Origin of the sequence: Parasphingorhabdus sp. (assembly GCF_041748495.1) — a bacterium.
Lineage (GTDB): Bacteria > Pseudomonadota > Alphaproteobacteria > Sphingomonadales > Sphingomonadaceae > Parasphingorhabdus.
Window position 1 is genome coordinate 1 of record NZ_JBGTDD010000124.1, and the last position, 23,976, is coordinate 23,976.

At 53.1% G+C, this 23,976-nt stretch carries 22 protein-coding genes and 2 tRNA genes; 16 read left to right on the forward strand and 8 right to left on the reverse strand.

All coding sequences use genetic code 11. The features are described from left to right. The first annotated feature begins 149 nt into the window (after positions 1–149). Entirely contained in the window at positions 150–581 is a 432-nt protein-coding gene (locus ACEW8J_RS11235) for a hypothetical protein (protein ID WP_373491734.1), read from the forward strand. An 8-nt stretch (positions 582–589) separates the two neighbouring features. Here ACEW8J_RS11235 and ACEW8J_RS11240 read toward each other — a convergent pair whose 3' ends face one another. Next, positions 590–1,321 carry a queuosine precursor transporter gene (locus tag ACEW8J_RS11240; protein WP_373491735.1) on the reverse strand — a complete coding sequence of 244 codons (732 nt, stop codon included), beginning with the start codon at positions 1,319–1,321 and terminating at the stop codon, positions 590–592. Between the two features lie 103 nt (positions 1,322–1,424). Here ACEW8J_RS11240 and ACEW8J_RS11245 point away from each other — a divergent pair. Then, a tRNA-Arg gene (locus ACEW8J_RS11245) sits at positions 1,425–1,501 on the forward strand. A gap of 324 nt (positions 1,502–1,825) precedes the next feature. Here the strand turns inward: ACEW8J_RS11245 and ACEW8J_RS11250 are convergent. Together ACEW8J_RS11250 and ACEW8J_RS11255 are read right to left on the reverse strand one after the other, a co-directional pair. Beyond that, positions 1,826–2,428 carry an SDR family oxidoreductase gene (locus ACEW8J_RS11250; protein WP_373491736.1) on the reverse strand — a complete coding sequence of 201 codons (603 nt, stop codon included), beginning with the start codon at positions 2,426–2,428 and terminating at the stop codon, positions 1,826–1,828. 116 nt (positions 2,429–2,544) lie between these two features. Next, complete coding sequence (locus tag ACEW8J_RS11255; protein WP_373491737.1) at positions 2,545–3,921, reverse strand: NAD-dependent succinate-semialdehyde dehydrogenase; 1,377 nt, start codon at positions 3,919–3,921, stop codon at positions 2,545–2,547. A 519-nt stretch (positions 3,922–4,440) separates the two neighbouring features. On the opposite strand from ACEW8J_RS11255, the gene ACEW8J_RS11260 reads away from it, so the two are divergent. From ACEW8J_RS11260 to ACEW8J_RS11275, 4 genes are all read left to right on the forward strand, one after another. Continuing rightward, positions 4,441–5,175, forward strand: coding sequence for a Bax inhibitor-1/YccA family protein (locus tag ACEW8J_RS11260; RefSeq protein WP_373491738.1), 735 nt, complete (start codon positions 4,441–4,443; stop codon positions 5,173–5,175). Between the two features lie 3 nt (positions 5,176–5,178). Beyond that, complete coding sequence (locus ACEW8J_RS11265) at positions 5,179–5,556, forward strand: zf-TFIIB domain-containing protein (protein WP_373491739.1); 378 nt, start codon at positions 5,179–5,181, stop codon at positions 5,554–5,556. 88 nt (positions 5,557–5,644) lie between these two features. Next, a complete protein-coding gene (locus ACEW8J_RS11270) occupies positions 5,645–5,908 on the forward strand; it encodes a hypothetical protein (RefSeq protein ID WP_373491740.1) in 264 nt (87 codons plus the stop codon). Further along, positions 5,905–6,852 carry a calcium/sodium antiporter gene (locus ACEW8J_RS11275; RefSeq protein ID WP_373491741.1) on the forward strand — a complete coding sequence of 316 codons (948 nt, stop codon included), beginning with the start codon at positions 5,905–5,907 and terminating at the stop codon, positions 6,850–6,852. The genes ACEW8J_RS11270 and ACEW8J_RS11275 overlap by 4 nt, the downstream gene beginning before the upstream one ends. A 141-nt stretch (positions 6,853–6,993) precedes the next feature. On the opposite strand, the gene ACEW8J_RS11280 is transcribed toward ACEW8J_RS11275, so the two are convergent. Beyond that, entirely contained in the window at positions 6,994–8,838 is a 1,845-nt protein-coding gene (locus ACEW8J_RS11280; protein ID WP_373491742.1) for an alpha/beta fold hydrolase, read from the reverse strand. 351 nt (positions 8,839–9,189) lie between these two features. On the opposite strand from ACEW8J_RS11280, the gene ACEW8J_RS11285 reads away from it, so the two are divergent. From ACEW8J_RS11285 to ACEW8J_RS11300, 4 genes are all read left to right on the forward strand, one after another. Continuing rightward, positions 9,190–10,521: a hypothetical protein gene (locus ACEW8J_RS11285; protein WP_373491743.1), complete on the forward strand. Its 1,332-nt coding sequence runs from the start codon at positions 9,190–9,192 to the stop codon at positions 10,519–10,521. Beyond that, complete coding sequence (locus ACEW8J_RS11290) at positions 10,521–12,131, forward strand: SUMF1/EgtB/PvdO family nonheme iron enzyme (protein ID WP_373491744.1); 1,611 nt, start codon at positions 10,521–10,523, stop codon at positions 12,129–12,131. Before ACEW8J_RS11285 ends, ACEW8J_RS11290 begins: the two co-directional genes overlap by 1 nt. A 29-nt stretch (positions 12,132–12,160) precedes the next feature. After that, the gene (locus tag ACEW8J_RS11295; RefSeq protein WP_373491745.1) at positions 12,161–13,792 is read left to right on the forward strand and encodes a caspase family protein; all 1,632 of its coding nucleotides are present in this window, start codon (positions 12,161–12,163) and stop codon (positions 13,790–13,792) included. Between the two features lie 515 nt (positions 13,793–14,307). Then, a complete protein-coding gene (locus tag ACEW8J_RS11300) occupies positions 14,308–14,829 on the forward strand; it encodes a site-specific integrase (RefSeq protein ID WP_373491754.1) in 522 nt (173 codons plus the stop codon). Between the two features lie 1,298 nt (positions 14,830–16,127). On the opposite strand, the gene ACEW8J_RS11305 is transcribed toward ACEW8J_RS11300, so the two are convergent. Then, positions 16,128–16,952 (reverse strand): NUDIX domain-containing protein, encoded by an 825-nt coding sequence (locus ACEW8J_RS11305; protein WP_373491746.1) that lies wholly within the window; start codon positions 16,950–16,952, stop codon positions 16,128–16,130. Positions 16,953–17,109: 157 nt separating this feature from the next. Here ACEW8J_RS11305 and ACEW8J_RS11310 point away from each other — a divergent pair, with 157 nt between their 5' ends. Continuing rightward, entirely contained in the window at positions 17,110–17,430 is a 321-nt protein-coding gene (locus tag ACEW8J_RS11310; protein WP_373491755.1) for an SOS response-associated peptidase family protein, read from the forward strand. 110 nt (positions 17,431–17,540) lie between these two features. Next, positions 17,541–18,014 carry a DUF4402 domain-containing protein gene (locus ACEW8J_RS11315; RefSeq protein ID WP_373491747.1) on the forward strand — a complete coding sequence of 158 codons (474 nt, stop codon included), beginning with the start codon at positions 17,541–17,543 and terminating at the stop codon, positions 18,012–18,014. Positions 18,015–18,373: 359 nt separating this feature from the next. Here the strand turns inward: ACEW8J_RS11315 and ACEW8J_RS11320 are convergent, their stop codons facing one another. Next, positions 18,374–18,868 (reverse strand): Flp family type IVb pilin, encoded by a 495-nt coding sequence (locus tag ACEW8J_RS11320; protein WP_373491748.1) that lies wholly within the window; start codon positions 18,866–18,868, stop codon positions 18,374–18,376. Positions 18,869–19,358: 490 nt separating this feature from the next. Between ACEW8J_RS11320 and ACEW8J_RS11325 the strand changes: the two genes are divergently transcribed. The 3 genes from ACEW8J_RS11325 (at position 19,359) to ACEW8J_RS11335 (ending at position 22,432) form a co-directional block, all read left to right on the forward strand. After that, the gene (locus tag ACEW8J_RS11325; RefSeq protein ID WP_373491749.1) at positions 19,359–19,607 is read left to right on the forward strand and encodes a hypothetical protein; all 249 of its coding nucleotides are present in this window, start codon (positions 19,359–19,361) and stop codon (positions 19,605–19,607) included. Then, entirely contained in the window at positions 19,597–20,607 is a 1,011-nt protein-coding gene (locus ACEW8J_RS11330) for a sensor domain-containing diguanylate cyclase (RefSeq protein WP_373491750.1), read from the forward strand. Before ACEW8J_RS11325 ends, ACEW8J_RS11330 begins: the two co-directional genes overlap by 11 nt. 244 nt (positions 20,608–20,851) lie before the next feature. Further along, positions 20,852–22,432, forward strand: a complete 1,581-nt coding sequence (locus tag ACEW8J_RS11335) for an ATP-binding protein (RefSeq protein WP_373491751.1) — start codon at positions 20,852–20,854, stop codon at positions 22,430–22,432. Positions 22,433–22,494: 62 nt separating this feature from the next. On the opposite strand, the gene ACEW8J_RS11340 is transcribed toward ACEW8J_RS11335, so the two are convergent. Further along, entirely contained in the window at positions 22,495–22,923 is a 429-nt protein-coding gene (locus ACEW8J_RS11340) for a BLUF domain-containing protein (RefSeq protein ID WP_373491752.1), read from the reverse strand. A gap of 341 nt (positions 22,924–23,264) precedes the next feature. On the opposite strand from ACEW8J_RS11340, the gene ACEW8J_RS11345 reads away from it, so the two are divergent. Continuing rightward, positions 23,265–23,735, forward strand: a complete 471-nt coding sequence (locus ACEW8J_RS11345) for a hypothetical protein (RefSeq protein WP_373491753.1) — start codon at positions 23,265–23,267, stop codon at positions 23,733–23,735. 140 nt (positions 23,736–23,875) lie between these two features. Here the strand turns inward: ACEW8J_RS11345 and ACEW8J_RS11350 are convergent. Then, positions 23,876–23,952: transfer RNA gene (locus tag ACEW8J_RS11350), tRNA-Pro, on the reverse strand. Positions 23,953–23,976 lie beyond the last annotated feature (24 nt).

A 23,976-nucleotide genomic window follows, 5' to 3' on the forward strand; every position in this document is an offset into this window, starting at 1 on the left:
CGCCCTGTGCCAACCGCCCGCTCGTTGATCAAATTGCTTTTTTATTCCACGCTGATCTACAAATTCGATTAGTAAGCGGTTTCGCTTGAAACTATTCTATTCGAAGCTCAAAATGGCAGACGATCAACGCAAAAGGGGGGATGAATATCATGGCGGTACAATCAAAAGCGCCAATCTGGTTCTGGGTCATCGGGGTGGTGGGCTTGCTCTGGAACGGCGTGGGGGTGTCCATGTATCTGCAGCAGGTACTGATGAGCGCCGGGCAGTTCGCTGCTCTGCCCGAAAACCAGCAGATCATGCTATCACGGCTGCCAACCTGGGCCACCGCGGCTTTTGCCATCGCCGTTTTTGCCGGTTTTGTTGCATCCATCTGCTGGCTGCTGCAAAAGCGGGTGACGGTACGCCTGTATATCGTGTCGCTGCTCGGAGTGATCGTACAGTTCAGCAGCTATTTCATCGTCGAGGGCTATCAGCAATATATGTCGGAACAGGGATGGATATTGCCGGCTCTGATCCTGCTTTTCGCGATCGGATTGCTGCTGATTTCCTGGCGGGCCGAACAAAAGGGACTTTTGCGCTAGACCCTGTCTCAGGCTGAGGTGCTGAACGGCGTGAAATTGGTGTCTTCGTCATAAATGTCGATGCCCTCGCGCCGTTTCAGCCATCCCACCACGAGATAGGTCACGGGGGTCAGCAGCGCTTCCCACAGCACTTTCAAAAGCCAGTTGGTCACCATCACGGTGATCACCGCCGAGGTTTCCCACACGCCGAGAAAGGCCAGCGGATAGAAGATCAGGCTGTCGACGCCCTGCCCCACCACCGTCGAACCGATCGTCCGGCTCCACAAAGCCTTGCCCTGCGTCCAGATTTTCATCCGTGCCATCACATAGCTGTTCACAAACTCCCCGGCCCAGAAGGCGACAATCGACGCCGCCACGATGCGCGGCACCTGGCCGAACACGCTTTCATAGGCCGCCTGCCCTTCCCAGCCCTCTGCCGGCGGCAGCGACACCACTACCCAGCTCATGAAGGCCATGAACAGCAGCGCCCCGAACCCGGCCCAGATGACTCGCCGCGCCCGCGCATAGCCATAGACCTCGGTCAATATGTCACCGATCACATAGCCGAGCGGAAAAAACAGGATGCCGGCGCCGTAAACCCATTGCTCGCCGCTGATCATGACGAAGGTCGGCTTGGCCGCACCGATGACATTGGACAACAGCAATATGGTGACAAAAGCCGCCATCACGAAATCATAATAGCGAAAGCGGTGCCCGGCCTGGCTGGAAGCGGACATCCGCGGGAGGGGGCTATTGGGCATCGACCGACCTTAGCTCCGTCCCGCGACATTTCAACAATTATGGCGAGACGGGCAGATCACGGTTTGCAGCCGGTCAAAAGATCGCTAATGCGCATGCAATCATGCGCCCGTAGCTCATCTGGATAGAGCGCGAGACTTCTAATCTTGAGGCAGCAGGTTCGAGTCCTGCCGGGCGCACCATTTTTCTCGCTGATATCCGCCGTTTATTGAGTATTTCTGGATTCCCGTAAAACTGCCAAAATGGAACAGAACGGCAACTTACGGCACACTGACGGCATACTGCGCGTCGCATTGTGCCGGCTCTGGAAAGCCGCCAGAAAGAGCCTTTTGAACAAATTAAACAATCCCTTCGAAGGATGGCTTGAGCCTGGTCGTACCGGTCCTGCCATCCTTGTGCCTTCACGGTGTTGGTTGTGCTGACGGGGGATAGGCGGTCCCAATCATCGAACAAGATGAGACCGCGCCTTGTCATCCGCTTGCGCAGGACAGTGCCAAGCAACAGGGTCAGACGGACTGCATATCCTGCGCGATGCCGTCGAAACGTCCTGTGGTGGCGGCTTCGGCCAGCAAATGGGCCACATCGGCGCGCGAGGCCTTTGCAGATTTATCGACGTCTTCGCCCAAGATCACATCCGCCCCGCGCCTGTCGTCGGTCAACGCCACCGGCCGCAGAATCGCGTAGGCCATCCCGGAGGATTTGAGGTGCTCGTCCGCCTCGTGCTTGGCCTTCAGGTAGTGGGCCATCTCGCCCTTAGGGTTTGACTGATCTGCACCGACCGAACTGAGCATCACGAAGCGCGTCACGCCCGCTTTGTGCGCCAGATCAATCAGGCGTTTTGCGCCGTCGCGGTCCACCTTGTCGGTCATTTCAGGGCCGGTGGATCCGCCGGAGCCTGCCGCAAAGATGACGGCCTCCATCCCTTCGCACACACCGTGTTGCAGATCGGTCAGATCACCTTGGCGCACGTCGACGCCTGGGGGAAGCGTACTGGTGTCGGAGCTATCGCGGACAAGCGCTGTTGGCTTGTGACCTTCATCAATCAGGCATTGAACCAACTGCAGGCCGGTTTTGCCGGTTGCACCGGCGACTAGTATATTCATGGTCATGACGGATATCCTTATTGTTGAATGCTATTGGCGCAATAGCGCCCTCGTTTGCAGTTTCGCCGCGTGCGGCGGGCCAAAGCGCGTGCGGGCACCCAAAACTGCTCTTTTCCGTTGGTTCAAGGCAGGAAGATTGATTTCACGTTGACGAATTCCTTCATGCCGAAGCCGCCGTGTTCACGCCCGTACCCGGAATCCTTGACTCCGCCAAAAGGCATGTTCGGATCGGCAGCCCCGAACGAGTTGATTCGGATCATGCCGGTGTCAAAATGATCGCGGGCCAATTTGAGGGCGCGGTCCTCGTCCTTTGAAAAGATCCCGCCACCCAGACCATAGCGGCTTTCATTGGCCAGACGCATGGCGTCTTCGTCGTCCCGGGCGCGGATGATCGACGCGACAGGCCCGAAGATTTCGTCGTCGTAGGCCGGCATTCCGGGCGAGAGATCGGCCAGCACCGTGGCTGGATAATAGGCACCCTCGCGGTCAGGCACTTTGCCACCGCACAGGATCTTTGCACCCTTTGCGACGCTGTCATCAACCTGACCTTTGACCGTATCGAACTGGTCCTGGCTGGATAGCGGGCCAAGCTGGCTGTCCGCGTCGGTGGGATCGCCCATGGTGATATTCTTCATCTGGGCCACGAAAGCATTTACAAAGGCGTCATAGACCTTGTCGGTCACGATGAAGCGCTTTGCCGAAACGCAGGTCTCGCCGTTGTTGTAGAGCCGCCCCATGACGGAGAATTTCACCGCCGTCTCAATATCGGCGTCCCCCAGCACCAGGTAGGCGTCGTTCGAACCAAGTTCCAGCACGGTCTTTTTCAGCGCCTTGGCAGCCACAGCGCCGACATGTCGCCCGGCCCGATCGCTGCCGGTAAGAGTGACACCGCGGACATTGGGATGGGCGATCAGCGTGTCGCTGGTGTCGTGGTCGATCACGATGACCTGGAACAGGTCTTCGGGCAGACCTGCCTCGATGCACAATTCGCGCAGGCGCAGGCCGGACCCGGTGCAGATGCTGGCGTGTTTCAGGACACAGCCGTTGCCGGCCATCAGATTGGCGGCCAGTACGCGGATCGGCTGGTACAAGGGAAAATTCCAGGGCTGGATCGAATAGATTACTCCGACGGGTTGATAGCTGACGACGCCACGTTTCTGATCGGCCCCGTGCGTGCGTTCTTCATCAGCTAAGGCTTCGGGTCCGTTTTTTGCGGTATAGTCACAGATCGCCGCGCAAATCTCGACTTCGGTATGTCCGTCCTTCAAGAGCTTGCCGGTTTCCTTGGTCATCAGGGCGGCCAACTCGTCGGCATTGTCGCGCAGCTTCTGCGCAATCTTTTGCAAATACGGGGCTCGTTCGCTGTGCGTCAGGGTGCGCCATTCCAGAAATGCGGCATGGCAGGCCTCGACCCGGTGCGTTGCATCCTGTTCGCTCATCAGGGCGTAGGTCTGGATGTCGTGGCCAGTTGCAGGGTTGATCGTAGTGATTGATGGCATTGGATTTCCTTTGACATGTGTCAGAACAACGCCGCGTGCTGTCAACTGTTCCATTGCCGAGCCGACAAACCGGAAAGTGATAGGGTCGACGGCAGGAATTGGTCCGGTTGCGGACCGTCTGCTTCGAGGAATTGAGGCGGCCTAAGCAGACATTCAGCAAACGACCCAGGTTGCGACATTCCAGATAGCGACCCTGTTTCCCAAAACCTGCCATTCAATCCGACCGAGCTAACAACTCCTTATATCCGTAGACCTTGGACGGCGCGAATGAATAGTCCGGCAGCAGCTCCTTAAATCGTAACTTCAAAAATCCGTTTTAAGTCGAATCTCTGTTGTAGCGAATCAATCACGAGTCTATGTAGGGTATTGCGAACCGGGCCCCTCTGGCGGATGATGTGTTGAAGACACATAGCCCGCGATGTCGGATCGCTCCCCAGAAGGGGGGCTGATCGACTGATGGTTGCAATTTACACATCAGAACCACCGCTCTTCTTCGGATAGACATCGAAGAAGGTTTTTATGAAAAAAATTATTAAGCCGCGCGGCAGCGGATTTGCCACAGGCGTTCAATATGACGCGGGATTGCGCAAGCATTTGACCGGCGCTTTTGCCTACATGAGCGGAGGCCTAATGGTGTCGGCAGCAGTCGCCTTTGCTGTGGCGAATGTCGCACCTCTCGCCGCTCTGATTTTTGGCACACCGATAAAATGGGTAGCGATTTTTGCGCCTTTGGCCCTCGTCATGTTCGCTTTCTTCCGGTTCGAGAAACTCTCGATGGGCAGGCTGCAAAGCCTATTCTGGGGCTTTGCTGCTCTCATGGGTGTGTCCTTGGCAAGCGCGTTGTTGGTATTCACGGGCGCTAGCGTAGTTCAGGCATTCCTTAGCGCTGCTGTCGTATTTCTGGCGATGGCGCTCTGGGGCTATACGACAAAGCGCGATCTGTCCGGCTGGAGCAGTTTTCTTATGATTGGCCTGATCGGCGTTATCGGTGCATCCATCGTGAACCTGTTCCTCGCTTCTGGCACCTTGTCTATGATTGTGTCGATCATTGGTGTGATTGTATTCGCCGGTCTGACCGCTTGGGACATGCAGCGCCTGCGCAGCGAGTATTTCGCTAATAGCGGGACGAACGCGATTGCCGGGCAAGTAACCCATGGCAAGCTTCAGATTATGGGAGCACTCTCCCTTTATTTTAATTTCATTAACCTGTTTCAAATGCTGCTGAACCTGTTTGGCCAGCGGCAGGAAGGATAAATCATGCGTACTCAAGAAACTGTTGCCTCAATGCTTTGCCCAGTTTGCAAGACTGGCCTGTCAATGTCTGACCGAAGCGGGGTGGAGATCGATTTCTGCCCGTCGTGCCGGGGTGTTTGGCTTGACCGCGGGGAACTGGACAAAATCATTGAGCGCACACAGCCGCCAGTCGTTCGTAATGTGGAACGCGGGCATGACGCAGAAAACCGGAAAAGCTCAAGCCGTCCCAGCGGCTCTAGCGGGCTGATGGGCATGGCAGCATCGTTGCTTCAAGGAGACGATGATCGGTATGATCGTGCCAGCGATGAGCGATATGATGACCGGTATAAAAGGCAGCGTCCGAAGAAAAAGAAATCGTTATTGTCCGAATTTTTCGACTGAAAATCTGATTGGCTGGTTCCCTGATATAGAACTGGCCAATTCTTTATCCGCTTCCTACGTCATCCGCTAATCAAGGCCGAATGTACCAATGACAATTGTATTCCTAACTCTTGATCTGTCGATTGCAGCGGGAGCTTTTCTCTCTGGTTTGTTCTGGTGGCAGGCAAGCCGAGGGCGGATTCGACGTATCTGCCGTGAAGAGATGCTCGATCACGCGGATTTCAATCGAATGGTTGTCGCTTATAACCGAACCCAGATTTTGAATGCGCGAGCGGCCATCGCGACGGCCATTACAGGTGTTTTGGCGACACTGCGCTTGTCCGGAACTATGATTGTCGGTCTAATTATATGACCATCCTCTTCATAGTTATCGGCTTGATACTGCTAGCCGTAGGCGGTGACATACTTGTGCGCGGAGCTGTTGGCATCGCATCGCGGCTTGGCGTATCGCCTTTGCTTGCTGGTTTGACTATTGTCGGTTTCGGCACTTCGACACCTGAATTAGTGACAAGCCTGTTTGCCGCCTTCGATGGTGCGCCTGGAATTGCGGTTGGCAATGTTGTTGGCTCTAATATTGCGAATATTCTCCTTATTTTGGGGGTGTCGGCACTCATACTGCCGCTCGCGATTAATCCGGCAGCATTTCGGCGCGACGGCCTGGCGTTGGCGGTCGCGACCTTTGCTTGCTTGGCAGCGGTGCTGCTCGGCGTCCTGAGCCGTCCGGTCGGTTTTACGCTGCTGGCGCTGCTTATCGGATATATTGTCTGGGCGTATTATAGTGAACGTCGCCACCCCGATGCAGAAGCGGTGATGCATGAGCACGTTGCCGCTGACGTGACTTCTCCCGGGATGAGTCTGATCGCCGCGCTGGGCCTGGCCGTCGCCGGGATCATCGGTACAATCATCGGCGCGCGATTGCTCGTTGACGGTGCAATCGAAATCGCGCGTGACTTCGGTGTTGCTGAAACCGTGATTGGCTTGACCGTTGTCGCGGTCGGCACATCGCTGCCGGAACTTGTTGCCTGCGTTATTGCGGCGTTGCGGCGTCACCCCGATGTTGTGCTTGGCAACATTATCGGTTCGAATATCTATAACATTTTGGGTATTCTCGGAGTTACAGCAATTGTCCATCCGATCGCGATCCCACCCGAAATCGCGGCGTTCGACATCTGGGTGTTGCTGGGCACGACAGCGTTGCTGGGCCTTTTTCTGCGAACTGGATGGACACTCAAACGCTGGGAGGGCAGCGTGTTTCTCATTCTTTATGTCGGGTACGTTGGGTATTTGACCGCTTAGGTCTTTGCGATGCCCGAATTTTTTCTCAGACGCTGTTGATTTTCATTCTGGTCGATGGCGCTTTGGGAATGGCTTTTGGAGTGATTTCCACCACGGTTCTTATTCGCTGGAGGGAGGCTGGGCCTATCGCAGAGATCAAGGCTATTGCCTCACCCCCGAAACCATCACGCCAGCCAATTCATCGATCAGATCTACCAGGAACCCAGCGTGGCTGGAAGTCATAAACCGTCCGCCGTCTTCCACCTCAAAGAGCTTTGCATGTGGCACGATTTTAGTCCAAAATTCCATCACTTCATCGCAGTGGAATTGGATATCTTCGGCGCCTTGGACAATTGCCCAATCGTGATCCTCGATAATTGGCAATTTGAAGGAGTTGTAGGAAATGACGTGCTCCTCAATGATTCCACCCGCAAAATTCCCCGTGGAGAACGGCCGTATGGCCCGAAAACGATCCCGGATAAACTGATCGTCTTCGCAAAGCTTTTCATCGACTGCGCTTCCAGCAACGATTGAACGGGTCAGTTGTTCTGTCCGTGCCAAGGTGAACTGTGCGCAGATGACGCGAAAGTAGAAATCAATCAATCTTGGCGAACGAAAATATGCCTCTTTGATAACACCGACAACCCCGTGTCGCTTGCTCTTGGTGGTGGTCGGCGAGCTGGGAGAGACCAGGATGACGGGTCCGATGCGGTCTGGAGAAGCTGCCTTCAGAGCAGCGGTAAATTGTGCGCCGCAGCGTGCGATAACCGCGATTTTTTCGATACGAAGTCGGTCCATGACCTGGATCGTATCCGCAATCGCCTGTCCAAATGGCTCGGACTTCGTACTGCTGCCCAGATGCGTCGAGCCAAAACCGGGGCGGTCAATCGCAATTGGGCGCCAACCGGCAGCCTGCAGGCGAACGACCAGAGGACGGGGCACTGCTCGACACGACCAGTTGCTGTGAACGACCAATACCGGGCGGCCAGAGATTGGACCATAGTCGCTCCAAGCTATGATCTCCCGATCATTGGGCCGCGACAGAAATCGGGTGGGTTCGATCGCGGGATCAAAAAACCCTAGTGCACCATCGGTGGAACGTGCGAACAGGCGCAATGCTCGTACTTCCACGACAAGTCTTGCAAGTTCGGCCGCTGTAGCGATGTCAAGGATGGCGAAGATTGCCTCTAACTCCTTTTTAACCACTGCGCTGCTTATTCTTAGCGCATGCGCTGTCTCATTTCTTCGGAGACCATCCGCGATCATCAACGCTATCGTCGCCTGTCGATCACTAAGGGGAAGCATTTCGGCCAGAACCGCAGCTCCGTCATGCTCACCCGGCAACACACCGAACGCTGCCGAAACAAGCTTCTTGACGAGAGAAGGGAGATTGGTTGCATTCATTCGCCTGCGCGCACTGACGAGGGCTTCGCGAATGGTGGCATAGGATAAACCGATCGAGGAAGCTGCCGCGCGACCACTGCCTGTGCGAACAACCGCGACCAAAACCTTTTGCTCGAGTCCGCTCAGACCATAGCTTTTGGCAGCGTCCATAAGCATCTCGGCGCCCTCCGCGCCGCTCACCGAAAGGGCAATGCGTCCGCCGTCGTGCCGGACGACCGCCCCACGAATGGAGGCAGGTAGGTTCCAGTCGGTTGCATCGCAATTGGATGCCCAGACAAGGTGCAGGGTTCCGCCACCATCACTTCGTACCGACAGCATGTGGGGATTATGTGGAGGCATGATTGTGCGCGCTTCGAGCTCTGCGAAACTTGCAACGACGGGGATCCAATTGGAGCCAAATCTTTCCACTGCATTCCCGGTTGCGTCAAAGACGATGGCCGCGATCGAAGACAAGGACGGGATTGAGGCGTCCGTCCGCAATACACCGCGTTCCTCGGCGATGACGGTTGTTTCGAACCCCAGCGGATCGTCGCGGATATTTTTGAGCGAGCCGATTGGGTCATCGATCAACCTTTGGAAAACAGGTTCGAACGCAGTCTTCATGTGATTGCACCGCTGGCCGGAGTAAGATGCAAGACTTTGTCATCAATCGTCTATCAAAGAAACTACAAAACAAACCATGAGCTTATTCAGACCCTACAAATGGCGATATGCGAGTTTCATAATCACGCGTAATTCATAGATATCGAAGATTGGCGCATGAAAACCAATTTTCGAAACGTCAATTAAACAAGGCTAGCGGTGATACCGTATTTTCCCACTGCAGCCATTTAGTGTGTTTCAATAATCAGCATCAACGAAAATTTCTGATTAATCACCGGTTAGACCGATTGGCATTTGGGGGAGGTCCCAATGTTGGGTGGATTGTATTTTGAATAAATGGGGGATATTATTGTGAAACTGAAATATGCTTTGTCGCTCACTACTGCATTCTGTTTGACTATTGTACCGCAGGCACTGATGGCTCAGACTGTCCCAAACTTGGGTAATTATCAGGATCTTAACGGAAATTTTCGAATCGGCATCCAAGCTACAAACGCGATCAATGGTTTCAGCCTATCGCGCAGCTTCGAACAGGACACGATCGACGAAATTATCGACTTTCTTGACCCAACTGAAATTGCCTTGGTTATCGGGCAACTAAACGCTCAGAGTGCTGAGATATCCCAAGTATTTGATCTGCGCGGCGCGACCGCGCTCGCCGGATACCAACAAAATGGAACCACGCTCTCCATCAGCTTTGTTTCACCCAGCGGTGACCTGGTTTCGCTTGACGATGGCACCTCGTGCTCCTTCACCTTTCAAGGGATCACCCGCCAGGATGCATTTAATCAATTCGACACCATATTGGACGATGGCAATAACGCGACAGCGCGACAGGTTTACAGTTGTCTTGGCAGATCATTCACCAGATTCTCGCCAATTGATCCTTTAGCGGGAAACCCCAATAGCTTGCAGGCGTCGCTGGCGCGCAGTGCGCTTGACCTGACTAGTTCCGACTCGCTGATTGAAGAAGGGACGAACACTTATGGCGATCCTTGGATTATTGGCGCTGCAGCCACAACGGGTTCGGCCGGACGATTTGATTACCAGCGGGTTGATGCGCGCGTCCAGCGTGGCTTCCGTGTTTTTGCAGGGAATCGCGCACTTCTGAAGTTCGATCTTCCCGTCAGTTATTCCAACATCAAGGGTGCTGCCAGTTATACCGCCCAAGTTGGGCTGGGAGTGGAAGTGCCGTTGATTGATACGAAATGGTCGATCGAACCTCGCGTGTCTTATGGCGTAGTCTATTCGGACAATGCCGGATCGGTGGGACATATCCTACAGGGCTCTGTGGTAAGCCGTTATGTCGTTCAGGGGTTGGGGCGCGGACGGCTGGTGATCGGCAATATGGTCGCCTACAGCTCGACCCTAGCGACGCCGGGCGACTATAATTTGAATCCAGATATAAAAAACTGGGTGTTTCGAAACGGCCTTGCCTATGAGTTACCCCTCAAAGGAGGTGTCGGTGGCCGTTCCAGTTCGCTGCGGGCTAGCTATGCCCATACCTTGTTTGCAGGCGATAAATTGTTTAATCGCAGCTTCCACGAAGCAACAATATCCTTTGGTTTGCGTGGGCGTGAGGAATCGGTGCGGGCAGCTCGTGACTTGATCAGGTTCAATCTAAACACAGTTCAAGCTAACGGCTATCAAAGCTATACGGCGGGCATCGGTTTCAGATTTTGATGCAACGCTTATATCCAAAGATATTGCTGACCCTAATCGGCCTGATTTGCCTGATCCCATCCGCGTTCGCGCAGGCGGGATCAGTCAATCCGCGTTTGGCGCTGGTGATCGCAAACAGCGATTACATCGCGTTTGACCGGCTATCCGCCACCATATCCGATGGAACGAAGGTCGCAACCGCGCTTTCGGCGAGCGGTTTTTCTGATGCATCTGGCGAAGGAGCGGTCAGAGTCCGCAGCAATCTCGGTCTGGCGCATATGGTCGCCGAAATCGCTGCGTTCAAAAAAGCATTGGCTGATGCAGGGCCGGATGCGTTTGGCGTCCTCTATTATTCGGGCCACGGCGTGGCGCTCGGCACGGGCGGAGACGTGATGATGGTGCCCGCCGACACAGGCATAGCTCAACTGCCCTCTGCAACCCAGCTTTCGCGCATTCAGGTGACCAGAGATCTGATGCAATCGGGTGCCAAAACCGTTCTGGTGGTACTTGATATGTGTCGTAACCCAATAAATGTGACGCCACCCGTTCTTGATGTGTCGCTGCAGGACAGCCTGGATGGTGCCCCTATTGCTGGCAGCAAAGGCCTCAAACGTATCATCCGCAACCCGGAGGGGCTTATCCGGCCTGATCAAGGCTATCTGGTCGCCTATTCCACCAGCAACAATCAGGTCGCATTTGATAACGGCATTTTCTCGAAGGTCCTCGCCGAGGAAATCAGTCGGCCGCGTCAGGACATTGCCGAAGCAATGAAACGCGTTTCCGACCGAGTTGCCCTGCGCTCTGGAGATACCTTCCAGAAGCCAACTTTTGATTACGGTTTGCAAGGTCAGCCACCCTGTTTTGTCTCGTGCAGCCCTGAAGGCGGCAATCGTTTCTACGATTGCGCCAGTTGCCCCTGGATGATAGCGATTTCTGCAGGATCGACTGCCTTTGGTTCAACGATGAGCGAAACCGGACGAGGCAAGAACGAGTTTGTTCAGCGACGCGAGACCGTCGAAAAAGGCTTTGCGCTTGGTGTCTACGAAGTCACCGTGGCCGAATGGTCAGCCTGCACTAATGACAAGGCCTGTCCAAAAATCACGAACTGGGCCAAGGAAAATCCCAATCCGCTGATCCCGGCTTCAAGCATCAGTTATGAAGATGCCAATATCTTTCTTAAATGGCTTTCGGAGCAGTCGGGGCGTAATTATCGTATGCCGAGCGAACTGGAATGGGAATATGCCAGTCGAGCAAGCTCGCAAGAGGCCTTTCCATGGGGAGGTGAAATCTCACCATCGGAAGCCAACTACGACCAGACTGCAACCTATCGCAACTCTCCCAAGGCGCCATATCGCGGCTACCCTGAAGCGGTTAACGCCTATCCGCCCAATTCCTTCGGTCTATACCAGATGCAAGGCAATGTCTGGGAATGGACGTCGGGATGTCTGGACAGCGGTTGCAGCCGTCGCGTAGTGCGCGGCGGTTCGTTTCAAAGCGTTCCGGCGGAAATACGGTCGGCCAATCGGCTCGCGATGCATAGCAGCAAGCGACGGGTTGATGTCGGACTCCGGGTCGCGCGAGACCTTGAACTGGATGAGATAGGTGGGGGCGCTGCCAAACTCCAGCAATGAACTTTAAAGAGTGTCTTGCATACTGCCTGATGGCGATGGCGTTTGCCCAAATGGGTAAAGGAACGGCGTTTGCCGAAACGCGCGCATTGCTGATCGGCGTATCGCAATATGATTCGCCGGAAATAACTGATCTGGCGGGGCCTGCAAATGATCTGGTGGCGATGGAAACCTTGGTTCGAAAGCTAGGTGCAACTGATATCGTTGTTTTGAAGGATGACGAGGCCACACGATCCAGTGTCGAAACGGCGTTGTACCGAATCGGCCAGCGAGCTAATCCGGATGATTGGCTGATCTTGTATTATTCCGGGCACGGCGCGCAGGCCGCAGCAACGATTGCAACTTCCAAAGACGGCAATTTCAACCAGTTTCTTCCCCTGACCGGTTTCGACCTGAAAGCCCAGAATTACGACCATTTCATCGTCGACAAGGACTTTTACAACTGGCTGAAAAACTATGTGCCCTCAAATGTGCGCATCTACATGATGGTGGACAGCTGTCATTCGGGATCTATGCACCGCAGGGTCAATAACGGTCTGTTCGGCTTTACCGCGCGCAATACATTGAATGGACAGGGAAGCGTACTTAATCTGATTCCCCGCCCCGGCCTGCGCTATACCTCTGCCGCTATCAACACCGCAGAAGCGGATGATGATATAAGCCGTGATGACCTACCCAATCTGATCTATATCGGGGCCTCGCAAGACGGTCAGCTGGCATTGGAAACAGAATTGCCTCGGCCAGGTGACCTCTCGCGTGGCGTGCTGTCCTTTGCCTTCGAGCAGGGTCTGTCGACATCGGGAACCGATGATACCACCACCGTGGCCGATCTCGACAGCGACGGCATTATCACCGTTGCGGAAATCAGTTCATATCTCAATAGCCAGGTGCGGCTGCTGAGTGCCAACCGGCAGGACAGCACGTCGTATTTTGCTTCCCCCTGGAGTGATACTCAGATTTTTTCGGTCTCTCCGTCACCTGACCGCGTCAATGCGATCACATCGGCCAGTGTCAGTATTCAGGCGGGGCGGGATGAAGTTCCGCCGCTTCCGGACGGATGGCCCTGGCGGATATCTTCTCAAGAATTGGATGCCGACTTTCTCTGGATCGTTGCCAATGGCTGGGTGATGCGTCGTTCAGGTGATTTTGTCGCAGAGAATATTAAGAGTTTCGACGCTTTGTCGGGTGTGATTGAAAAATGGCAAACGGTCGAAACGCTGATACCATTGGTGTCGGAACGCAATTTCCGGATTGAAGTCGAGCCAGACGGTATCGATTATCTGTACCAGCCCGAAATGGAGATGAAGATTAATTTACGGCGAACATCGGTCAATAAGGGCAGGCCCAGCTATCTGACGATATTCAATCTTGCCTCTGATGGGACTTTACAGATGCTTTATCCTCTTGGAGACGAGACCGGTTTGCTGAGATCCGAAGAAAAGCAACTGATGGTGATTGAAACTCAGGTGATTGCGCCATTTGGCGTCGATCATATCATTGCAGTGGCGACGCCTGACAACGCCTCAAATCTGAGGGCTACTCTTCGCACGGCTAATGGACAACGCGCATCGGCTCGACTGCTCGACCCTATAAACCGCGAGTTGAAACGTGCTAAAGGCCAAGCCAGCATCCTGATTTCCACGATATACACGGGCGAATATTAGAAATGAACTATTGCTAGTTTCCAACGATATTTGATCACACTTTCTCACGAACGTCATTGGAATGTCGTCACCGGAAAACAATGTCCGGGATAGCACAGAGCAATGCAGGCTTTCTGCTTGTCGCCGGCGGTCTGTGTCTATCCATTTCCTTGATAACATTACCTTTGCCATAATCTTATGGCCGCTGTTGCTTGGTGCAGGGTCGCTTGCCACGGCGGTTATTTCGACTTGGAGCCCCTGGTTGCTACCCACGCTCACGCGACTTTTCGATCACGCATGAAGGAGCGTTCGCCTATGGGGATGTGCCTCGATGCCGCTTAAATCCATACCGCAGCCGCCCAGAAAATCAGCGGCACTCTTGGCCGCCTTGCCCGCATAACTCCAACTTCACGCTAAAATCGCAATTGTTCGAGGTGGCCTAAATTGAAGCAAACGTTTCCTTTCTCAAAGGAAAGGATCAAGAAGACCGTTAAAAACATCTACTTTTCCGATGTGATACGTGACGCCGTTGAAGCCTGACCCGCGCAGAATATGACGGCCTGATGGAAACCGCTCATCCGCGCATCAGGCCGATCATTGCGTTTACCGTGTTCACCGGCCTGCGCAAAAACAACATATTGACCTTCAAATGGCCGCAAGTTGACATGGCAGGTGGCTGGGTGACGGTAACTGTCAAAGGCGACAAGCGCCATGCGGTTCGCCTGGCAGCACCTGCAAAAGCATTGATCGGTACGCTTTCCAGAGATCGACCATTGGTATTCGATACGCTCAATTTCCGCAAGCTTTCGGAAACTGTCGTCCTGGACGCCGAACTGGATGATTTCCGGTTTCACGATCTGCGGCACACGTTTGCATCATGGGCGCGGCAAGCAGGCTCGGATATCGCAGCGATATGTGAGGCGCTTGGCCATTCTGACATAACGGTAACGATGAAATATGCGCACATCAAACCGGACGAAGATATTACCGCGTTTGACCGGGTAGCCGCAGGGTTTATAGCACAATCCACGTCACACAAAAGAAAGGTTTCTTTATAAATCAATAATTTATGATGCGAAAACATAGGGCTTCTAATCTTGAGGCAGCAGGTTCGAGTCCTGCCGGGCGCACCATTTTCCTTCTTCAATCATTGATTCGCTATCGGGTGTTTCGGCTTGTCCCGGCTGGTGATATGCTCGGCTCCTGCCGGTGACGGTGTTGTGAAGGACCATTGCTACAGAAAGAGTTTGATAAAAGCGGTCATGGATGACAGGGGATTAGTGCATTTGGTAAACAGTCACCGAATTTCAACCGCAGCCCAAAATTCCACAGGAGCAAATAGTCAAGGGCCACGGATAAGTTTTCACAATCGGTTTGGTGGGCATGTTGACCCTACCACGGGAACAAATCTCAAAACCCGGCAACGGTTGGGCCCGCAAGGTCACCGCCCGTTTCGTCCACGCAAACCAAGATAGCTTTGAACGGATAACTATGATAATAAATGATACTGCAAAATGCGTAAATATCATCAGGTCAATAAATTACATAGATAGCTCATTATTCGGGCTTGGCATTGACATATTTAAAGTTCGCATAATGGTGAGCGCTACTCTGTCAAGCGAGTTAAAAAGTTTTGGTTTTAATGAAAGGTTTGAAGGTATTTGTTGTGACTTTTCTCAAATTAGAAACCTCGAACTAGAAATCAAAAAGTCAACGTTTGGCCCCCTTATTTAGAAGATGGGCAATTAGCTGCAATCGATTTGGCAGATTTTAATTTTAAGACACCAATAATTAGAAAAACTGGGTCAACGTGTGCAACTGACCGACTAGATTGTTATGGTACAGATCGTGATATTTATGAAATACAGTTTACTTTTGACTATGGTATGATTCGATTTGAGTTTGTAGAGTTAGAAATTTCAGTTTTTGACCCTGAGAACCTAAGTTGACATGGTATTACGGTGACAGTGCGCCAATTGCCCGACGTGATAATTGCCGGTGATAGGCGCAACAAACCCCAAATTCACCAATGAAAAACGCTGTCCTACACCCATATCCATCGCTTATTGTTGCCACGGTCCTTGGCCATGCTCAGGACAGGCTCTTTGACAATCTGAACAAGACCGCGAGGTGATCGGCTACCTGTTCGATGCCACTAGCGAGTGGCAGATGGAAGGTCACACTCGCCGACCGGTTGGCGGCCAGAAAAGGCTGGAAATCTATGGCCCAAGCGCAAAGGTCACAGAAAATAAAATCAGCCGCCGGAGTCAGGTTCAATCACGGCGGCGGTTTATCCAAAGCACCAATGGTGAAAAATCTCGAACTCGGCGTTCAGCGAACCGGCGCAGCAATATCCCTATTTCTGGAATCCCCGCTGGACGGCGTCCATCGGCTCCGATGTTATGGGATAGCCGATGCCGTCGGGGATGCACAGATGCGCGCCGTCGTCGCGCTTCTCGATCCGGGGAGACACCATCACCGACGGATGCTGCTGCACATGCGCCACCGCCTCGTCAAACGAGCCGAATTGCGCCAGCCGCTCGAGATTGCGCTTGGTCGGGAAGATGATTTTCACGTCCCCCGCTTCGGCACGGTCCAGCACCGACCGCGCATTGCCCCAGAACAGATTGTAATTCTCGGTTTCATCGACGGTCGCCTCGGCCATGTGGTCATCATGCGATATCATGTAGAAGCGCGTGTCGAACACCCGCTTTTCGGCAAAGGGCGGGCACCAGCGCGAGAAGGGAATCAATTTGTCCAGCTCCAGCTGCCAGTCGAACTGGTTGCAGATATCAGCCAGAGCCGTGCCCTGATGCAGCGCGTGCCGGGCTTCGGATACGCGCCCGGCATCCAGATTGCCGTCGACCGCGACCGCGATCCCGGTTTCCTCGATCGATTCCCGAACTGCCGCGATGCGCGCACCATATTCCTCATGATCATCATGGCCGAGCGTTCTGGCCAAGGCGAAGTCCGCATCGTCGATCCGGCCACCCGGGAAGACTGCGGCGCCAGCGGCAAAGACCATTTTGGCGGAGCGCTGCACCATCAGCAGATCGGGGGCAATGCTGCCCGGCTGGTCACGGAAGATCACCAGCGTCGAGGCGGGTATCGGCTTGGGCATCGGCTCGCCGGTGATTGCATCGAGGACAGGGGTATGGGGGCTGGTTTCTGTATCGGTCATGGGATCATATGAACAGCAACCGGATGCATTGCAAAATATTTAGGCGGGGAAATTCCGGTGCAAACGGATTTGCCAAAATATCCCGTGCGTGGCAAGATCGCCACATGGGTATTGTCGAGCTATTGGGATTGGCCGGTAGCGTCAGCCTGATATCGGGCTGGCGGCTCTAACCAACGTCCGCAACCTTTCCAGCCCCTTCTGGCGATCGATGCTCACGAAGCCTGACAATCGCTGCCTGGTTCCCTTCACGCAGTTTGCAGAACCCAAGCCCAACGCGGGGCGGGAGGAGTGCTGGCTCAAGGTCAATGAAGCGTCGGTGTCGGCTTTCGCTGGTATCTGGCGGCCATCGGATGAAGGCAATGTTTTTGCCTCCCTGACATGCGAGTCCAACCCATTGGTCAAGCCCATACGCGCAAGTTTCTCGCATGCGCTGTGTCAGCATGGGTATTGCGTTTCTGCTTGCCTACCAAGATGTTAACCAACTCCCCAATCCATTTAATTTACACCTCTGGAATAAAAAACGGAACTATGCCTGCTATCAATAATATATTCGCTTGGCGACATTTACGGGCTGCGGGGCTGACGTGGATGCTGACCATTGGCCCTTTTGTGGTTGGAGCGGCACCGGTCAGTGCCCAACAGGCTAGCACTGAAGCTTCGGCCGAGGTTCAGGTGCCACTGACGATAAGTAAGACTGCCGATATGAGATTTGGGAATATTGTGCCGGGAACGAGTGCAAGCATCGCTCGTATGGTCAACAATGGCTCGATTACCATGATGGGCTCAGCCACGCATCTGGGAGGGACGTTCGGGCAAGCTGCCTTTCAAGTTACCGGACCGCCGAACCGGTGGATCACGTTTAACTTTGGCGCACCGTCGATTGTGCTCACGAACGGTGCTGGGCAAAACATGACGGTGGAGCGTTTCAAAGCCTTCGGTTATCAACGCATAAGCGCTCAGGGAAACCGGCAATTGCGTGCTTCTGCCGATCTCTTGGTGGGTGCCAACCAAGCGCCTGGTTTCTATACGGGCGAGTTTAACGTCACCATCGATTTTCAATAACTGTAAGAGCGAGGCTTGGTTCATGCCCATTCGACTCTGATCGATTGTGTGAATCGAGTTTTACGCTCGGTCCTCTCGTAGCCTCCTGATTTGTCAGCGGCTTAGATGCTTTTAAATCGACGCTAAAAGCGAGCTTCGCCGGCACGACCTGGAAGTTATCATCCACATATCCCGCAGGGTGGTCCACAGCATTGATCCTGCCGGTTTGCGGCTTGGCCGGGGCTGTGTCGCCGGAGCGTTTGTTCGTTCGCCTCAGGCGCGCGCGGATGGTTTGTTACAAAAAATGGATTGGGTTGGCATTGTCACGATATGCGATCTTTGAATTATCGCGGCCAAGGTGACTATGCAGAATCAGGCTGCTATCTCCCTCGGCGTCGGCCGCCAGGATCAGTGCCGATGCTGATATTGCCACCCGAGCTTGTGCTATTCCCACCCGAACTGGTGCTATTCCCGCCCGAGCTGGCGTTATTGCCTCCGGAGCTCGCATTATTCCCGCCGGAACTTGCATTGTTACCCCCGGAACTGGCATTATTCCCTCCGCTACTACCGCCAGATGAGCTTGAGCTGCCTCCGGAAGAACTTGAACTACCGCCGGTCGAGCCTCCGCTTGAGCTGCTGCTTGAAGATGAGGATGATCCACCGCTGCTGCCCGAACCTCCGCCAGTCCCTCCTGCGCCGGTGCATGTGGCTGCTGCGCCGTCCATACATGCTTCAACGGTGTTCACAGTGGTATTTACTGCTTTACCCGTGCTGGTGAGAGCAGCCAGTATGCCAACGCTAACAAGCGCGGCGATCAGACCATATTCAATCGCCGACGCTCCCGAGCTGTCTTCGTAGAGCTTTTTGATCTTCATCTTGTGGACCCTATCTTTGTGTTACCGATATCCACAGCCATGTATATACGATTATTGAATAAGATTAACTTAACGGCGATTTGCGCAATCCCGTCAAAGGCGGAAGGAAAGTCAGCAGAGGCGCAGTAGCGTGATAGTTTATTATAACATAATTTTTCTCACAGGGATTGTCATTTGATAATACAATATCTTGAATACATTCTACAACGTGTCACGTTGGGTTATTTTACATGAAGTAATTTCATTTTATTTCACCCTTACTGGTTAGAATATTTGTCATCATACCCACCGGTAGCGCGTAGGTGGTATCGGGACCTTCCTGACAAGCGTCTCTTGATTTTGTTCAAAATCAGATCAGTTCAGAGGTAGCGCACTTTCTCAGCACCAACTTCAGCCTGAAATTTGGAGTGCACTGCTGGCCAAAGCCCATGCCGCTTAATTTATTGTAAACCCTTATCCTTGATAACATGCACGGAAGGATCGGGAACCTATGTCAGAAACTGCAATTTCAGTGGTCAAGGAGTTGATGGGATCCGTCGATCTGCAGTCCGTCCCTGTGACGCTTCATTCAACGCTTGAGAAACATCAGGAGCACCTGCTCTCACTGGCCGTTTCGCTTATTGATAGCGGAGTTCCCGACGAGGTGGCGAAGCAGGTTGTATCTGACGTTCTTGATAGCTTCAAAATAGAGCTTTTTCACACGATCCGGTCTTTGAGGGAGGCGAGTGATGCGCTGTAAATTCAGTGATGACGAAAACGGACGCATAAGGGCGCTTGAACGATTGCAGGTGCTCGATACCCCCAAGGAAGAGCCGTTCGAAAAGATTATGTCTCTCGTGAAGCAGACGCTTTCCGTTCCCATTTGTGCTGTCTCATTGGTCGATAAAGAGCGGCAATGGTTCAAGGCTTCTCGAGGCCTTGATGTCGACGAGACGCCTCGCGATATTTCCTTTTGCACCCATGCGATCAAGAGCCTCGCACCATATGTGGTAACGGATGCATGCGTTGATCCAATCTTTGCAGAAAACCCGCTGGTGACCGGCGGTCCAAAGATCCGCAGCTACGCCGGTATCCCGCTCACAATGTCCGATGGTTATAATGTCGGGTCATTGTGCGCCATCGATACTGTGCCCCGAAATTTCACCGATAGCGAAATAGCCATTCTCTCAAGCTTCGCGAACATCGTGGTCGATGAACTTGAGCTTCGTCAGCTTGCATCGAAAGATGCGCTAACAGGTGCCTTAAACCGCCGGGCCTGGTTTGAAGCCGCCAACAAGGAGTTTGAACGCGCGCGGCGGTATAGCCGTCCGGTTTCATTCCTCATTCTGGATATCGATCACTTTAAATCTGTTAACGACCAATTTGGCCATTCTGCCGGCGATGAGGTTCTGAGGCATTTTTCAAAAACCGTTTCCGATGAGCTGAGGCAGTCCGATATTCTCGGGCGCTACGGCGGAGAAGAGTTTGTAGTCGCGCTGCCGGATACTGGCATTGCCAACGCTAAGCTCCTGGCCGAAAGGATCTGCGAGGCGGTCAGAAATATCCGGATGGAAGAGATCAATGGCAACACTTGCACCGTTAGCATCGGTGTAGCTGAACGCCTTCCCCATGAAGTGGCCGCTGAAACGCTTGTAGAGCGTGCTGATGTGGCGCTCTATCAAGCCAAGTCGGATGGCCGGGATAAAGTGATATGCTCCGATAATCGGCAAGATGATTTCCCGCGAGATGCAGCCGCTTGAAGTGCTAGCAATTTGAAAAATTTTGCATCGATCAAATATTGAAATCCAGCGTTGAGACCTTGCGAGAGCGAAGCGATTACCCAGCAGAGCCAGTTCACTTCGGTACCGTAATAATACTGTATCTGTCGAGCCGCTCCTGCTAAATGCGTGTGATTCGTGAAAGTGGCGACCGCAAAAATTGAGCGGTATCTCTTGGGCGCGACTGCCGATACTTGCGTCAAGATCAGTTCCCGGGAGAGTTTCCATGGATTATAGAACTTTGAAATCCGGTCATGCACGAGCCAAGCAGTTTCATCAGGAATTCGGCCCTTTGGCTGTAGCCATGAACGCGACTTTGATACCAAAGATTTTTACTGATGAGCAAGAGGCTGATCATAAGATCCTCTATGTCAATGATGCGTTTCTGAAACTGACCGGATTTACGCGCGCTGAAACATTGGGCGCGCCATTTCGTAAAATGTTAAGCGGTGTGGCAGATTCAAAACCGCCCAAGCCGATCCAGCAGGTGATGGCGACTGGCGGCTTCGGTATCTGGAAAATACAATGTCGCCGGGATAGCAAGCGGGAGATTTTGGCGGCCGTGGAAGTTCATCCGGTTCGCGACCGGAACAATATTCTCTGCCAGAATTTTATCTCTTTTGTAGAGCTCGGCGACCATGTTGCCCGGGCTGTTGAATTGAACCGACATTTAGATCAGCCGCTAAACAAGCGCGATCCGATGGCAACGTTATATGATTCGGCGCCAGGTTTTATTGCAGTGACAACGGGCCCAGATCACCGTTTCATCTATGCCAATCCGTCTTACAAGCGTTTCGTCGGAAGAGACGAGATTGAGGGGATGACGGTTGCCGAGACCTTGCCCGAAGTCGTCGAACAGGGCTTTATCGAGTTGTTGGATCAAGTGTATAGCACCGGAGAGGCGTTTGTTGGTAAAAGCATGCCGATAGGGTTCATAAACCCAGACAGCGGGGAAATAGAAATCCACTATCGCGACTTTGTTTATCAGCCGTTCCGGGATGCAAAAAATGCTGTCACCGGAGTATTTCTCGAAGGCTATGACGTTACCGCCCAGCGGCAGACGACAGATAAATTGTCCGCATTGCAAACTGAGATGATCTTCGTCTCACGTGTGAACGCGATGGGAGCATTGGCTTCGACGCTTGCCCATGAACTGAAACAACCATTGAGTGCGATTCTAAATTATACTACTGGAATCAAGCGTTTAGCTGATACAGCAACCCCTATTCCTGAACGCATGGTAAGCGCCGTGGACGGAATTGAGGAAGCATCGCAGCGCGCCGCTGAAACCATCAAAAACCTGCAGGAGCTAACCAAGAGACGCAAACCAGAGCGCGTCGCATTTAATCTTCATTCTGCAGTGGATGAATGCGTCCGGCTGATGGAGGCGGCGGCTTCTCCAGACTGTCAGTTCCTCAGCGATATACCTGCAAGTCTGATCATGAAGGCCGATCGGGTGCAAATTCAGCAGGTCATTATAAATCTATTGCGCAATGCCTGCGATGCCGTGTCGGACTCAGAGCAGCAAATCGTCTCGATCAATGCAATCAAGCATGATACCCATATATTGGTGAGTGTGCGAGATACTGGTCCCGGCGTTCCGGCAGATGCTGCAAGCGACCTTTTCGAGTGGTCCATTTCATCGAAGCCAAGCGGCATGGGTATTGGATTATCGATCTGCCGCACGATTGTCGAAGCGCATCGGGGGCGTATCTGGCTGGAAAACGGTAGCGCGCAAGAGACTGAATTCCGTTTCTCTATTCCCCTGCCAGCGGCCTATACCGAAGCCGATAATGAAACCGTTTGATTTATCGCCTTTTACGCACCCCAGGTTTTGTGGGACGAAGAGGAATCAGATACGTTGAACAATTACAGTTGAGCGCTGGCCCCTTGAGAAAACTCATGCATTAATTCGGTCAGCCATTCGGCGGAGCGGCTCTGTTCGGCTGGTGACGTATCGCCGAGCAATCGCGTGACATGCCGGGACACAAAATTCGAAGGGCCAAAATACGCCATGCTCCAGTCGGCAAACCTTCGCTTAGAGAGCGGACTGCGATCAACAATCCGCATTTGATCATGGCGCGGGTCGCGGCTTATATGTTCTACAAGTTCATCAATGGCAGCAACATCGCCTTCAAGAACTTGCGCAAAATATGTGCCGGTAAACAGCAAAGCGCCGGTCAAGCCTACGCTCGGATTGAAGTCCAATGCTGTGTCGATGATCTGATCCACAACCTCTTTGGCGTCGGATGGCGCAATGGTGCTGCGGCTGATGTATAGTAACGAATATAATCTCATATCGATGTCCCAATGTTGGAAACACGTGGTCGTGATTACACGAAATATCTGACGAAGGGCAGTCTAATAAAATTATGATTCCGGACCGACACGATAAGCATGCGCGCTCCGGTCACCTCAATCGATGTCTCAACGGTAAAAGCAGACGCTAAATTAGTTCATCGCTCACGGCAGGAATTGGGCCGTCTGCTGAATGGCCGATCCTGACTAGGAAAGGGTCAATGCCGCCATTCGGCATTCAGGCCCAACATCAGGCTATGTTAGCAACTACTAGGGACCGGAGCATAAATAGTGTATCTCCCCAATTAAGGGTCGCATTTTTGAACCGAGGGGGGAATATTATGAACCGTATTTTTAAGTCTATTTCTATATCAGCAGCGACGGCGTGTTTGGCTTTGAGCACGCCAGCAACGGCGCAACTCAAGGTGTGGCAAGACTACACTCCACAAGATACTGTGGTCGAGTTGACTTATGTCAAAGTGACCGAGGGCCAACTCGGCTTTTACCTAGAAGGTTTGAAATCAACCTGGGTGAAGGCCAACGAGGTATCCAAAAAATTAGGGCAGATTAGCGATTATGGTATTTACGTTGTGCCTTATGGTGACAATGATGTGACCTTGGTCCTCAGGGTCAACTATCCCAACATGGCTGAGCTAGACGCTGATAAGGCCAAATATGACAAGTTCATGGCGGCCTGGGGTGAATCCAACATGGAAAGCAGCAACAAGACAGTCCGGGAGCTCTATAACAACATTCGCGAAATCCAAGGGACCTATATTCTGCGCGAAATCAAGATGAACACCGACAAATAAGCTTTCATGAAAATGACATAGGGCGGGAGTCGCTTCCCGCCCTTTTATCCGGCGAGGAAGCGGAATTGTAATGGCTTGGCTTGCCGTTCAAGAATGAACTAACCTTGTAGTATCCGCAGAAATACTAGGGTCTAAGAAAATGGTCGGGGAGACAGGATTTGAACCTGCGACCCCCTGTACCCAAAACAGGTGCGCTACCAGGCTGCGCCACTCCCCGACGCGCGCTTCCCCTAGGCGGTGC